This window comes from Azospirillum brasilense (genome assembly GCF_003349955.1).
GTDB lineage: Bacteria > Pseudomonadota > Alphaproteobacteria > Azospirillales > Azospirillaceae > Azospirillum > Azospirillum brasilense_B.
This window is the reverse complement of sequence record NZ_QLKQ01000121.1, coordinates 1-13,022: the sequence shown is the minus strand read 5'-3', so window position 1 is coordinate 13,022 and position 13,022 is coordinate 1. Positions and strand designations below refer to the sequence as shown.

The window sequence follows — 13,022 nt, the reverse complement described above, 5'->3', positions numbered from 1 at the left end:
CGCCTGTCGCGTCAGCGCAAACGAAGTTTGCGCGTGAGCGGAGGGGAGAGGGTTACGTTACTCAGCCGCCAGACGCCAACCCCGTCACGAAGGCGGCGATGCGGCGGCAGGCCTCCGCAAGCTCCGCCTCGCCGACGGCGAAGGACAGGCGGACGCAGCCCGCAGCCGCCGGGCCGAAGGCGCCGGCGTCGAGAACCGACACGCCGGTTTCGCGGAACAGCCGCCACGCGAACTCCATGGTCGGCAGGCCGGTGCCGCGCACGTCCACCAGCATGAACATGCCGGCCTCCGGTTTCAGGCAGCGCAGGCCGGGAACGGAGCCGAGCGCCTCCAGCGCGATGTCGCGGCGGCGGCGGTAGCCCTCGCGCATCGCCGCCACCGCTCCGTCGCCCTGCTCGACGGCGACCAGAGCCGCCTGCTGCACGAAGCCCGGCAGGCCGTAGAGCATGCACAGCGCCAGCGTGCCCATATGGGCGACCAGCGGCGCCGGGGCGACCACCCAGCCGGCACGCCAGCCGGTCATGGCGTGCGACTTGGACAGGCTGTTGATGGTCACCGTGCGCTCCGCCATGCCGGGCAGGGTGGCGATGCTGATATGCGGCCGGTCGAAGGTCAGGCTGGCGTAGACCTCGTCGGCGACCACCCACAAATCGTGGCGACGGGCGAGGTCGGCCACGGCTTCCAGCTCCTCCATCGACATGACGATGCCGGTGGGGTTGGCGGGGGTCGCCAGGAAGATGGCGCGGGTGCGCGGGGTGACCGCGGCGGCCAGCGCCGCCGGGTCCAGCCGCAGCGTGGCGGCGTCGGGGGCCGCCGGGACCAGCGTGGCGCCCGACGCGCGGACGCAGGCCTCGTAGGTCAGGTACATCGGCTCGGGCACCAGCACCTCGTCCCCCGATTCGACGAGGCAGAGGGTGGCGTTGAACAGGCCGTTCTGCGCCCCGGCGCAGACGATGACGTTCTCCGGCTCGACCGGCAGGCCGGTGCGGCGGGCGACGTCGCGGGCCAGTGCGGCGCGCAACTCCGGACGGCCGGGAATCGGGGTGTAGTGGGTGTCGCCGGCGTGGAGGGCGGCGATGGCGGCGTCGCGCACCGGGGCGGGCGTGTCGAAATCCGGGTCGCCGACGCTCAGCACGATCACATCCTCGCCGCGCCCCTTGGCGGCCCAGGCGGCGAAATGGATGTCCCAGGCCGCGACGCGGTCGCCGCGGATGCGGTCGGTGAGGGACGAGAAGCGCATCGGCGGAGGCTCCCTGGCAGGCTTTTTCCGTTGGCCGGACACGGGTCGCGGCGGAAGCCGATCCATATGCCCCAGGGCGGTGCCGGGACACAACCGGGCGTTTGAGGGGCGACGGCGCAAGGCGGCCATTCATGCCCATTAGGACACCCTGATATGACCGACCGGCAATTGCAGCGCTGCGAAAACGGGGCCTATGACGGGCCTTAAAGAAAAGAACAAGTGAATCGTCTGCCGAACAATTTCAACAGGCAACAAACGCCCGAGAACGTGCAAAGGATAACCATGTACCGCGATCGTATTCGCCTGAAGTCCCTGTGGGGCAAGATGGTGACGCCGGAAGAGGCGGCCCTGCTGATCCGTGACGGCATGACCATCGGCATGAGCGGCTTCACCCGCGCCGGCGACGCCAAGGCGGTGCCGCTGGCGCTGGCCGAACGCGCCGCGACGGAGCGGCTGAAGGTCACGCTGATGACCGGCGCCTCGCTCGGCAACGACGTGGACCGCATCCTGACGGAGGCCGGGGTGCTGGCCCGCCGCCTGCCGTTCCAGGCCGACCCGGTGCTGCGCAAGGCGATCAACCGCGGCGAGGTGATGTTCGTCGACCAGCACCTGTCGGAGACGGTGGAGCTTCTGCGCTCCCGCCAGATGGGGCCGGTGGACGTGGCGGTGATCGAGGCCTGCGCGATCACCGAGACGGGCGGGATCGTCCCCACCACCTCCATCGGCAACTCCGCGACCTTCGCCATCCTTGCGGAGAAGATCATCGTCGAGCTGAACCTGACCCAGCCGCTCGACCTGGAGGGGATGCACGACGTCTACATCCCGACGCGCCGCCCCTTCCGCGAGCCGATTCCGGTGGTGACGGCGGAGAGCCGCGCCGGCCTGCCCTATATCCCCATCGACCCGTCGAAGATCGCGGCCATCGTGGTGACCCGCAAGCAGGACAGCAGCGCCACCATCCTGCCGCCGGACGCCGAGACCCGGAACATCGCCGGGCACCTGATCGAATTCCTCGACCGCGAGGTCCGGCAGGGCCGGCTGGGCCGCTCGCTGAACCCGCTCCAGGCCGGGATCGGGACCATCGCCAACGCCGTGCTGCACGGCATGATCGACAGCCCCTTCCACGACCTGACCATGTACAGCGAGGTCCTGCAGGACAGCACCTTCGATCTGTTCGACGCCGGCAAGCTGACCTTCGCCTCGGGCTCCTCCATCACGCTGAGCGCCGGGAAATACGCGGAGGTCCTGCCGAGGATCGGCAGCTACAAGGGCCGGCTGCTGCTGCGCCCGCAGGAAATCTCCAACCACCCGGAGGTCATCCGGCGGCTGGGCGTGATCGGCATCAACACGGCGCTGGAGTGCGACATCTACGGCAACGTGAACTCCACCCACGTCAACGGCACGCAGATGATGAACGGCATCGGCGGCTCCGGCGACTTCGCGCGCAACGCCCATCTCGCCATCTTCGTCACCAAGTCGCTGGCCAAGGACGGCCGGATTTCCAGCGTCGTGCCGATGGTCACCCACACCGACCACAATGAGCATGACGTGGATGTCCTGGTGACCGAGATCGGACTGGCCGACCTGCGCGGCCTCGCCCCGCGCGAGCGGGCGGAGACGATCATCCGCAACTGCGTCCATCCCACCTACCGCGAGCTGGCGCTGGACTATCACCGCCGGGCGCTGCAGCGCGGCGGCCACACGCCGCACCTGCTGGAGGAGGCCTTCTCCTGGCACCTGCGCTATCAGCAGATGGGCAGCATGCAGCCGGCCTGAGGTCCCGAAGCCCTCCCCTGCGCAGCGGGGGAGGGTTGGGTGGGGGCTCGACGCGGGAGCCTTCTCACCGGATCAGGGGCAGACGGCCTCGACGATCCGGCACACGTCCCCGGCGGTGCGCGGGGTGAAGCGGGCGAGCAGACCCCCGCGCAGTTCGGGCACGATCAGCGACACCGGCTGTTCGGCGGGCACCGTCAGGTCGTGGTCGAGGTCGCAGACGCTGACGTAATCCAGCCCGGTGAGGGCGACCAGGAGCGACTGCCGCCCCCGCTCGTCGACGGCGTGGGCGATGGCCCGCCCGTTGGCGGCGGCGTAGGCGGCGGCCTGGTCGCGGGTGTAGCGGGACACCGGCAGCACCCGCAGCGACGGGTGGCTGCGCAGGACCGTGTCGATGAGGGCATTGAGGCCGCTGGACAGGCTCGGCATGGTGTTCCAAGGCTTCCGACTGTGGAGCGCCATGATACCACGAATTCGGCCGTTGGGGGCGCCGCCCCCGCGCGACGCGAAAATGGTCACGCGGGGGTCACGCTCGCGCAAAGGTGTCAGCCGGCGCGGACCCGGGTGATGAAGCCCTGGATCTCGTCGCGCAGCAGGTCGGAGTCGCGGGACAGGCTGTTCGCGGCGTCCAGCACCTCCGCGGCGGCCTCGCGCACGTCGGTGGCCGACTGGCTGACACCCCCGATGTTGCCGGAGACCAGCCGGGTGCCCTGGGCGGCCTGCTGGATGTTGCGGCCGATCTCGTGCGTAGCGGCGGTCTGCTCCTCCACGGCGGCGGCGATGGCGCCGGCGATGGCGTCCACGTCGGCGATGGTCCGGGCGATGTTGCGGATGGCCGTCACGGTGCCTTCGGTGATTGCCTGGATCTCGGTGATCTGGCTGGCGATCTCCTCGGTCGCCTGGGAAGTCTGGGTGGCCAGAGCCTTCACCTCGTGGGCGACGACGGTGAAGCCCTTGCCGGCCTCGCCGGCGCGCGCCGCCTCGATGGTGGCGTTCAGCGCCAGCAGGTTGGTTTGGGAGGCGATGTTCTGGATCAGGTTGACCACGTCGCCGATCTTCTGGGCGGCGGAGGACAGCCGCTCGACCAGCGCGTTGGTCCGTTCCCCCTCGGCCACGGCGTCGCGGGCGACGGTCGCGGCGCCATTCACCTGACGGCCGATCTCCCCGATGGAGCTGCCGAGCTGTTCCGAGGCGGCGGCGACCGTCGCGACGTTGGCCGACGCCTGCTCCGTCGCGGCGGCGACCGAGGAGGCCTGTTCCGTCGTCGTCTCGGCGGCGCCGGTCATCGTCTGCGCGTTGCTCTGGAGCTGACGGGCGGCCTGCGAGACGGCCTGGACCACACCCTGCACGTTGGCGTCGAACTGGTCGGCCAGCGCCAGCATGGCGGCGCGCCGGTCGGCTTCCATCTGGCGTTTCTGCGCGTCGCTCTCCTCCTGGAGGCGGCGCATCTCCAGCCCGTTGTTCTTGAAGACCTGGAGCGCGCGGGCGAGCAGACCGACCTCGTCCGAGCGCCCGGTGCCCTGGATGGCGACGGTCAGGTCGCCGGCCGCGATGGAGGTCATTTCCGAGGTCAGGCGGTGCAGCGGACGCACCACGAAGAACAGCAGAATGGACCCCAGCAGGCCGAAGGCGAACAGCAGGCCGACGCCCGCGACCGTGTAGAGCCGCGTCATGACCTGTTGGGACAGCGCGGTGGCGCGCTTTTCGGCCTCCCGCGTTTCGGCCATGCTCTGCTCCACCCGCTCGCCCAGCGCCGCGGTCAGCTTCTGGCGGACCGGGCGGCCGACGTCGATGGACACGCGGATGGCGCCGTCGGTGTCGAAGCCGCGGGCCAGCTGCACGGTCGTCTGGGCGACGCGCTCATACTCCCCGACGATCGCCTTGATGGCCTGGATGCTCTCGCGCTCCGCGGGGTCGTCGTAAGCCTCGGCCAGCGTGTCGATGGCGGACAGGGCCTTGGCGATGTTGGCCGTGAGCTGCGCGTTGGCGGCGTCGATGGCCTCGCGCGAGGAGGCGACGATGGCGTTGGCCTCGTTGTCCATGGCGTCGCCCAGCGCCGACTGGACGGCGATGGTCGCGCCGAGCCGGTCGGCGACCAGTTCGGTGATGCGGGCGGTGGAGCTCGTCAGATCGGAGATCGCGCTCCGGGCGGTCCAGACGAGGCTGGCGATGACGATCAGCAGGACGAGAACCGGAACGAGAATCTTGTGCAATAACTTGCGGTTCGAGAACCAACGGTGCAGCGGCATGTCCAGGGCTTTCCAATAAAGCGGGCCAAGAGAGCGGGCCAAGAGAGCAGGCTCGGTCGGCGGCGCGGCGCCGGGAGCCGGGTCCAAAAAAATCCCCCGCAGGCCGGTCGGCATGCGGGGGGAGTGGGGACGCCGTCAGCCGGCCAGCCGGTCCCAGCAGCCGTCTAAGGCGAGGGACAGCTTGTGCTTCATGATGCGCTGGCTGGGGGTGCGCTCGAACTCCTCGACCACCGCGATGTAGCGCGGGTTCTGGTAGGGGGCGAGCTGCGTTCCGAGCCAGCCGGACAGCGCCGGGATGTCCAGCGCCGCCCCGGCCTTCGGCTTCACGAACAGCTTGATGTCCTGCTCGCCCACGTCGGCGGCGACGCCGATGATGGCGCAGTCCTCGACGGAGGGATGGGTGGCCGCCACATGCTCGACTTCCCAGGCCGAGACGTTCTCGCCCTTGCAGCGCACGCTGTCGGTCATCCGGCCGTGGAACAGCAGCGTCCCGCCCTCATCGAGGGAGCCGAGGTCGCCGGTGTGCAGGGCGCCGTCCTTGAGCGCGCGGGCCGTCGCCTCCGGGTTGCGGAAGTAACCGGCGAAGATGGCGCCGGGGCGGTCGGTGCGGACGACGATCTCGCCCCGCTCGCCCTTCGGCACCGGCTGGCCGGCGCCGTCCAGCAGCTCCACGCTGAACCAGGGCATCGGGCGGCCAACCGCGCCGACGACGCCCTCGTCGTTGCAGGTGGTGATGCTCGACGCCTCGGTCATGCCGTAGCATTCGCGGATCTGCACGCCGAACCGCTCCTCGAAGGGCGTCCAGGTCTCCTTGGGGCAGCCGCCGCCCCAGGCGATGCGCACGGGGTGGTCGTGGTCGCGCGGCGAGACCGGCTGCTTCAGCAGGATTTGCAGGATGCCGCCCAGATAATGGATGTGGGTGGCCCCATACTCCCGCACCTGATCCCAGAAGCGGCTGGCGCTGAAACGGTCGACCATGGCGAGCGACACGCTGCGGATCAGCGGCATGACGATCATCTGGGCGCCGCCGATGTGGTACAGCGGCTCCCACACGAACAGCACGTCGCCGTCGCGGGCGGCCGAGACTCGGGCCACCGCCTCGCCGGCCAACCGCATCATGCGATGCGACACCAGCACGCCCTTGGGCCGCCCGGTGGTGCCGGAGGTGTACATGATGGCGAAGGTGTCGTCGGGGGCGGGCGGCGCCTCCTCGAAGGCGGCGTCGGACTCCAGCAGACTCTCCAGCCGCAGCGCCGCCGCCGGGTCGCCCTGGACGATCAGCGGCGTACCGGCGGGCACAGCGCCCGTCTCGGCGATCACCGGCAGGAACTCGGCCTCGGCGATGATGGCGCCGGGGTCCGAATGCTCCAGGATGTAGCGCAGGCCCTCACCGCGCTGCTGGGCGTTGATCGGCACCCAGACCAGCCCGGCCTTGGCGAGGCCGAACAGGGTGGAGAGCACCAGCGGGCTGTTGCGCAGCATCAGCGCCACGCGGTCACCGGGCTTCAGTCCCAGCCGCCGCAGCTCCGCCGCCACGCCGTCGGACTGGCGGTCGAGCGTGGCGAAGCTCAGCGCCTCGCCGTTGAAGCGGGCGAACAGGCGGGCGCGTCCGGTCCGGGCCGCCTGCGTGAACAGGCGGACGAACCCTTCTTCGAAATCGGACATGATGCGTATCTCGAATGCGTTTGGTCGGTTGGTGACGGCCGAGTGGGGTTGCGGATCAGCGCGCCGGACGGCGCAGCCATTCCGCCATCAGCAGCAGGGCCATCACGATCGCGAAGACCACGACGGACACGGCGGCCAGCGTCGGGTTCAACTGCAGGATCATGTCGTCCCACATCTGTTTGGGCAGCGTGGTCTTGACGCCGCCGCTGACGAAGATCGCCACGGTCAGCTCGTCGAAGGAGGTGATGAAGGCGAACAGGAACGCCGCCACCAGACCGCCGCGGATCAGCGGGACGGTGACCAGCATCAGCGTCTTGACGCGGTTCGCCCCCAGCGTCGCCGCCGCCTGGTCCAGCCGCCAGTCGTGCCCCTTGACCACCGCGGAGATCGCGACGAAGGCGAAGGGCAGGGCCAGCACCGTGTGGCCGATGATCAGGCCGAGGTCGGTGGCGACCAGCCCGATCTGGGCGAACAGATAGAACAGCCCGACCGCGATGACGATGCGCGGCACGATCATCGGCGCCAGGAAGAAGGCGAAGATCGCCCCCCGCCAGCGCGAGGAGGAGCGGGCGAGCGCGAGCGCGGCCAGACCGGCCACCAGCGTCGCCAGGATCGCCGTGGCGAAGGCCACCGCGAAGGAGCGGATCGTCGCCGACACCCAGAGGTCGGAGTTGAAGTAGACGCGGAACCACTCCAGCCCGTAGCCCGGCGGCGGGAAGTCGAGGAAGGGCGAGGTGGTGAAGGCGATGGGAACGACGACCAGCGCCGGGGCGACCAGGAAGACGATCACCGCCGCGGAGTAGACCGGCAGCAGCCGGTCCATCACCTTCGGCCCCAGCAGGCGCCCGACCGGGCCGCCCAGCGCCGTCGACGCCTTGGCGAGCGCCGACAGGATCGTCATCCCGGCGCTGCGCAGGTGGCCCTGGCCGCCGCCGGCCCGCCCGGAGGTCTCTCCCGACAGGGAGGACAGGCCGAACAGCCGGTCGTAGACCCAGCAGGTGACCAACGCCGCGACCAGCATGAAGGTGGCCAGCGCGCCGGCGAAGGCCCAGTTCAGCATCTCCTGGATCTGCGAGATGATGAGCTGCGCCAGCATGGTCTGCTGCGGCCCGCCGAGCAGCGCCGGCACGATGAAGAAGCCCAGCGAGGAGATGAAGGTCAGCAGGCCCGCCGCCGCCACGCCGGGCAGCGAGAGCTGGAAGTAGACCAGCCAGAAGGCGTTGGCCGGCGGCGCGCCCAGTGTCTCCGCCGCCTGGACCAGCCGGCGGTCGAGGGTGGTCATCACCGGCAGCATGGTCAGCACGGCCAGCGGCAGCATGGCGTGGACCATGCCGGCCATCACGCCGAACTCGTTGTGCAACAGCGGCAGGGGCGACATACCGGTGCCGGAGAGGATCTGGTTGATGACGCCGGTGCGCCCCAGGATGACCATCCAGGCGAAGGTCTTCACCAGATAGCTGGTCCAGAAGGGCACCATCACCGCCAGGATCGCCAGCCCGCGCTGGCGCTCCGGCAGCTGCGCCAGCCAGTAGGCCAGCGGGTAGCCGAACAGGAGCGACAGCAGGGCGGTCAGCCCGGCGATGCGGAAGGTGCTCATCAGGACGCGGAAATAGACGTCCGTGGCGACGATGCGGGCGTAATGGTCGCCGGTCCAGGCCGAGGTCTCCAGGTCCTGGACGCTGAGGCCGAGCAGCCGCAGCACCGGGAACAGGAAGAAGATGGCGAGGAAGGCGAGGCCGGGGGCGGCCAGCCACAGCGGGCCGAAGCGCAGCCGCCGCCGCGCCGCGGCGAAGGCCCCGTCATGGTTCAGGGCGGCGGCGCTCATGACACCAGCACCCCGGCGTCGGCGCGCCAGCGCACCGCGACCACCTCGCCCAGCCGCGGCGGGGCGGTGCCGCGGCGCAGCCGGACGGTGATCGTCTCCTCGCCGCCCAGCGACACCAGCACGCGGGTCTCGGAGCCGGCGTAGACGGTGTCCACCACCTCGCCGCGCACCTCGTTGTCGCCGTCGCCGTCGATGTCGAGCTGCTCGGGACGGACGACCAGCGTGCCGTCCGGACGGTCCGGGGTGTCGGCGGACAGGCGGAAGCTGCCGTTGCCGGTGACCAGCATGGGCGTTCCGCTGCCGTCGCGCCGGACCTGTCCGCGGAAGATGTTCGACACGCCGATGAAGTCGGCGGCGAAGGCGGTCTTCGGGCGGGCGTAGATGTCGTGCGGGGTGCCGAGCTGCTCGATCCGGGCGTGGTTCATCAGGCAGATGCGGTCCGACATGGCCAGGGCTTCCTCCTGGTCATGGGTGACGTAGATGATCGTGGCGCCGGTCTCGCGGTGCAGGCGCTTGATCTCGTACTGCATGTGCTCGCGCAGCTTCTTGTCCAAGGCGCCCAGCGGCTCGTCCATCAGGATGACCGAGGGCTGGTAGACGAAGCAGCGCGCCAGGGCGACGCGCTGCTGCTGCCCGCCGGACAGCTCCTTGGGGAAGCGCCCGGCGAGATGGCCCAGATGGACCATCTCCAGCGCCTCCTTCACGCGCCGCGCCAGATCCGCCGGGGCGACGCCGCGCATGCGCAGGGGAAAGCCGATGTTCTCCGCCACCGTCAGGTGCGGGAACAGGGCGTAATGCTGGAAGACGAGACCGATGTCCCGCTTGTGCACGGGCGTCCGGGTCTCGTCCTGCCCGTCGATCAGGATGCGCCCGCCGCTCGGCTCCACCAGCCCGCAGATCATCTGCAGCAGCGTGGTCTTGCCGGACCCCGACGGGCCGAGCAGCGTCAGGAACTCGCCCGCCGGGACTTCCAGGCGGGTGGGCTCCAGCGCCGTGATGGCGCCGTACCGTTTGGTCAGGCCGTCGACCAGCAGCTTTGGCGTGGCGGCGGCTCCGGCCTGGACCGGCGCTGTCCGCGCCTGTGCGAGCGGTGAGAGCATGGCGGCGGGTCTCCTTTCCGACGGGCGGGCTTAGCCGAGGATCCAGGCGTTGAAACGCTCGTTCATCTTCGCCCGGTTGGCGCCCCACCAATCCTCCTTGGCGATGGTCATCACCTTCAGATTGTCTTCGAAGGTCGGCAGCGCCGGGGCGCGCTCCTTCGGGATGCTCTTGTAGGCGTCGAGGTTGGTCGGGCCGTAGGCCAGGACCTCGGTGAAGACGGCCTGACGGGTCGGGTCGGCGCAGAACTTGATGAACTGGCGGGCGGCGTCGGCGCGCGGGTTGCCGCGCGGGATGCCCCAGCCCTCGATCGAATAGAGGCCCTGGTTCCAGTTGATCTTCACCGGGGCGCCGCCGTCGATCACCGCCTGGGCGCGGGCGTTCCACAGGGCGATCATGTCGACCTCGCCGCTCTGGATGAGCTGGCTGGACTGGGCGCCGCCCGTCCACCACACGGCGACGTGCGGCTTGATGCGGTCGAGCGCCTTGAAGGCGCGGTCGACGTCGAGCGGGTAGAGCTTGTCGAGCGGCACGCCGTCGGCCAGCAGCGCCTGCTCCAGCGTGTCGATGGGGTTCTTGCGCAGCGAGCGGCGGCCCGGGAACTTCTCGACGTTCCAGAAATCGGCCCAGCTCTGCGGGGCGTTGGCGGCGAACTTGTCGGCGCGGTAGCCGAGGATGGTCGAGTAGACGTCGGTGCCCATCCAATGGCTGGTCAGCGACTCCGGCATCAGGCCGGGCGCGTCCGCGGCGGTGAAGTTCAGCGGCTCCAGCAGGTTCTGCGTCATCAGGATGTCGCGGGCCGACAGGGTCAGCGTGCAGACGTCCCAGGTGTAGGACTTGGTCTCGACGATGGCCTTGAACTGGGCGGTCGGCTCCGCCTCGCGGGCGACGTTGACCACCTTGATGCCGGTGGCCTTCTCGAACGGGTCGTAGAAGGCCTTGCGGAAGGCCGGGCTGTAGGGGCCGCCCGGATCGGCGACGGTGATCTGCTGCGTGGCGGCGAAGGCCGGGCGGAGCAGTCCGGCGGGCAGGGTGGCGCCCAGCGCGACGCCGGCGGCTCCCTTCATCAGGCTGCGGCGGCCCATGGAGAAGCCGGAGGTCTTGCTCATGTGAAACTCCCTGTTCTGTGCGGCCGGGGCGTCTCTGTTGCCCCGGTGGTTGAGCGCCGCCGTGGCGGCGCGGATGGGCGGATCGTTGCGCCCTTGGATTCAGGTGTCTGCGTTACGCGCGCTTTGCGGCGCGCTTGGCGAGGAACTCCTCCATCATCCGGGCCGGCTCGCCGGACGCGTAGGCCTCGCGCTGGATGCGCACGCCGGCGGCCAGGGCGTCACGGAAGCCGGCCTCGGTCATCTCGCGGAAGCGCTGCTTGTCCAGGCGCATGGCGACCGGCGGCTTGGCGGCCAGCTCCTCGGCCAGGGCCAGCGATTCGGCCATCACGCGGTCCTGCGGGACGATGCGGTTGATCAGGCCGATGCGGTGGCTCTCCTCGGCGTCCATCAGCCGGCCGGACAGAGTCAGGTCCATGGTGCGGGCCAGGCCGATCATCTCCTTCATGATCCACGGGCCGGTGGTGCTGGCGATGCCGGAGTTGATCTCCGGCTGGCCCATGCGCACCCCGGCATGACCGATGCGGAAGTCGCCGAGCAGGGCCACCTGGAAGGCGGAACCGGCGGCGACGCCGTTCAGCGCGATGATCAGCGGCTTCGACAGGGTGCGCATGCGGTGGTAGAGGCGCTCCCACTCCGCCACCCACTCCTCGGCGCGGTCGGCGTCGAAGGTCTTGGTCTCGTTCAGGTCCTGCCCGGCGCCGAAGGCGCGGTCGCCGGCCCCGGTCAGGATGATCGCGCGCACACCGTCCTGGTTCTCGAACTGCTCGAAGGCGACGACCAGCTCGTCGCGCATCGCGGCGTTCCAGGCGTTCAGGATCTCCGGGCGGTTCAGCGTGATGATGCCGACCGGGCCGCGGACCTCGGTGAGGATGAATTTGAACACGGGACCACTCCTGTAAGCGGGGCGTTTCGCGCGCCTTGCGGATGTTCCGGGTGGATGTTCCGTCGCCCGTCCGGGCGGCGCGTCGTATTGCAATACGATACTTGGTATTGAATAGCTTGGCTTGATTTGCTAGACCTGTCAACGGTATCTCTCGCACACGAACCACAGGACCGATCGCCATGGCTCCGCGCCGTCCGTCTTCCCGACCGTCAGACACGGAATCCGCAGCCATCGATACGGACGCCTCGGTGAAGGAGGGCGGCGCCGCGCGCGCCGGCGACCCCCTGATGGTGATGTCCGTGGAGAAGGCGTTCCGCGTGCTGAACGCGTTCGACGCGGCGCGCCCGACGATGAGCCTGACCCAGATCGCCTCGATCGTCGGGTTGGACAAAAGCGCGGCGCAGCGCTTCACCCACACGCTGGAAAAGCTGGGCTATCTGCACAAGGATCCGGAAACGAAGCGGTTCGAGCTGACGGTCAAGACGCTGGACCTCGGCCATCATTACCTGCGCGGCAATGGGCTGCTCGAACGCTCGATGCCCTACCTGATGCATCTCAGCAAGACCACCGAGGAGACGATCAATCTGACCATGCTGGACGACACGGAGATCGTCTTCGTGTCGCGCTTCATGAGCCGCCACGTGCTGAACACCGACGTCGTCCTGGGGATGCGGATGCCCGCCTACTGCACGGCGCCGGGGGTGGCGATGCTCTCGCGAATGCCGATGGAAGAGGTCGTCGATCTGATCGACCGCATGGACCTGCATCCCTACACGCCGAACACCACCTGGAAGCGCGAGGACCTGCTGGCGAAGATCGAGCGGTCCGCCGATCTCGGCTACGCCACCGCCTTCGAGGAGTATTACCACGGCGACCTGTCGATCGCGGCGGCGGTCGTCGGTCCGGCAGGCGCGCCCATCGGCGCCATCAACATCGCCGTCTCGCGCTCGCGCTTCACCCCGCAGGAGGCGGAGGAGCGCTTCGCGCCGCTGGTCGTCGCCGCGTCATCGTCGATCTCCACCATCGGCCGTCCGACCCCGCCGCGGAAAAATGGGCGGCGGTGAAAAAAAGCTCTTGCCGAGCTAATCCAGCCGGCCTATAACCCGGCTCCCACGACGCCGGGGCCGCTGAGAAGCGCGACGGCGGCAAGGGATCGGCGGAGACGCCGAAGACGAGACGA

The 13,022-nt window shown here is 69.6% G+C and carries 10 protein-coding genes; 2 read left to right on the top strand and 8 right to left on the bottom strand.

Annotated elements, in window-relative coordinates; all coding sequences use genetic code 11:
- Window positions 1-61 precede the first annotated feature (61 nt).
- The gene (locus DXK32_RS30355) at window positions 62-1,240 is read right to left on the bottom strand and encodes a pyridoxal phosphate-dependent aminotransferase (protein ID WP_114861908.1); all 1,179 of its coding nucleotides are present in this window, start codon (window positions 1,238-1,240) and stop codon (window positions 62-64) included.
- Window positions 1,241-1,522: 282 nt separating this feature from the next.
- On the opposite strand from DXK32_RS30355, the gene DXK32_RS30350 reads away from it, so the two are divergent.
- Complete coding sequence (locus tag DXK32_RS30350) at window positions 1,523-3,016, top strand: acetyl-CoA hydrolase/transferase family protein (RefSeq protein WP_114861907.1); 1,494 nt, start codon at window positions 1,523-1,525, stop codon at window positions 3,014-3,016.
- Window positions 3,017-3,088: 72 nt separating this feature from the next.
- Here the strand turns inward: DXK32_RS30350 and DXK32_RS30345 are convergent, their stop codons facing one another.
- The 7 genes from DXK32_RS30345 to DXK32_RS30315 all read right to left on the bottom strand — a co-directional run bounded on the left by DXK32_RS30345 (window position 3,089) and on the right by DXK32_RS30315 (window position 11,842).
- A complete protein-coding gene (locus DXK32_RS30345; RefSeq protein ID WP_114861906.1) occupies window positions 3,089-3,442 on the bottom strand; it encodes a hypothetical protein in 354 nt (117 codons plus the stop codon).
- Between the two features lie 116 nt (window positions 3,443-3,558).
- Window positions 3,559-5,262: a methyl-accepting chemotaxis protein gene (locus tag DXK32_RS30340; RefSeq protein ID WP_114861905.1), complete on the bottom strand. Its 1,704-nt coding sequence runs from the start codon at window positions 5,260-5,262 to the stop codon at window positions 3,559-3,561.
- A 135-nt stretch (window positions 5,263-5,397) separates the two neighbouring features.
- A complete protein-coding gene (locus DXK32_RS30335) occupies window positions 5,398-6,927 on the bottom strand; it encodes an AMP-binding protein (RefSeq protein ID WP_114861904.1) in 1,530 nt (509 codons plus the stop codon).
- A 55-nt stretch (window positions 6,928-6,982) separates the two neighbouring features.
- Window positions 6,983-8,752: an ABC transporter permease subunit gene (locus tag DXK32_RS30330; RefSeq protein WP_114861903.1), complete on the bottom strand. Its 1,770-nt coding sequence runs from the start codon at window positions 8,750-8,752 to the stop codon at window positions 6,983-6,985.
- Window positions 8,749-9,852, bottom strand: a complete 1,104-nt coding sequence (locus tag DXK32_RS30325; RefSeq protein WP_114861902.1) for an ABC transporter ATP-binding protein — start codon at window positions 9,850-9,852, stop codon at window positions 8,749-8,751. Before DXK32_RS30325 ends, DXK32_RS30330 begins: the two co-directional genes overlap by 4 nt.
- Window positions 9,853-9,882: 30 nt before the next feature.
- A complete protein-coding gene (locus DXK32_RS30320; RefSeq protein WP_114861901.1) occupies window positions 9,883-10,959 on the bottom strand; it encodes a polyamine ABC transporter substrate-binding protein in 1,077 nt (358 codons plus the stop codon).
- Window positions 10,960-11,071: 112 nt separating this feature from the next.
- Window positions 11,072-11,842, bottom strand: a complete 771-nt coding sequence (locus tag DXK32_RS30315; RefSeq protein WP_035680235.1) for an enoyl-CoA hydratase/isomerase family protein — start codon at window positions 11,840-11,842, stop codon at window positions 11,072-11,074.
- A gap of 179 nt (window positions 11,843-12,021) precedes the next feature.
- Here DXK32_RS30315 and DXK32_RS30310 point away from each other — a divergent pair, with 179 nt between their 5' ends.
- Window positions 12,022-12,906, top strand: a complete 885-nt coding sequence (locus DXK32_RS30310; protein ID WP_114861900.1) for an IclR family transcriptional regulator — start codon at window positions 12,022-12,024, stop codon at window positions 12,904-12,906.
- Window positions 12,907-13,022: the final 116 nt, after the last annotated feature.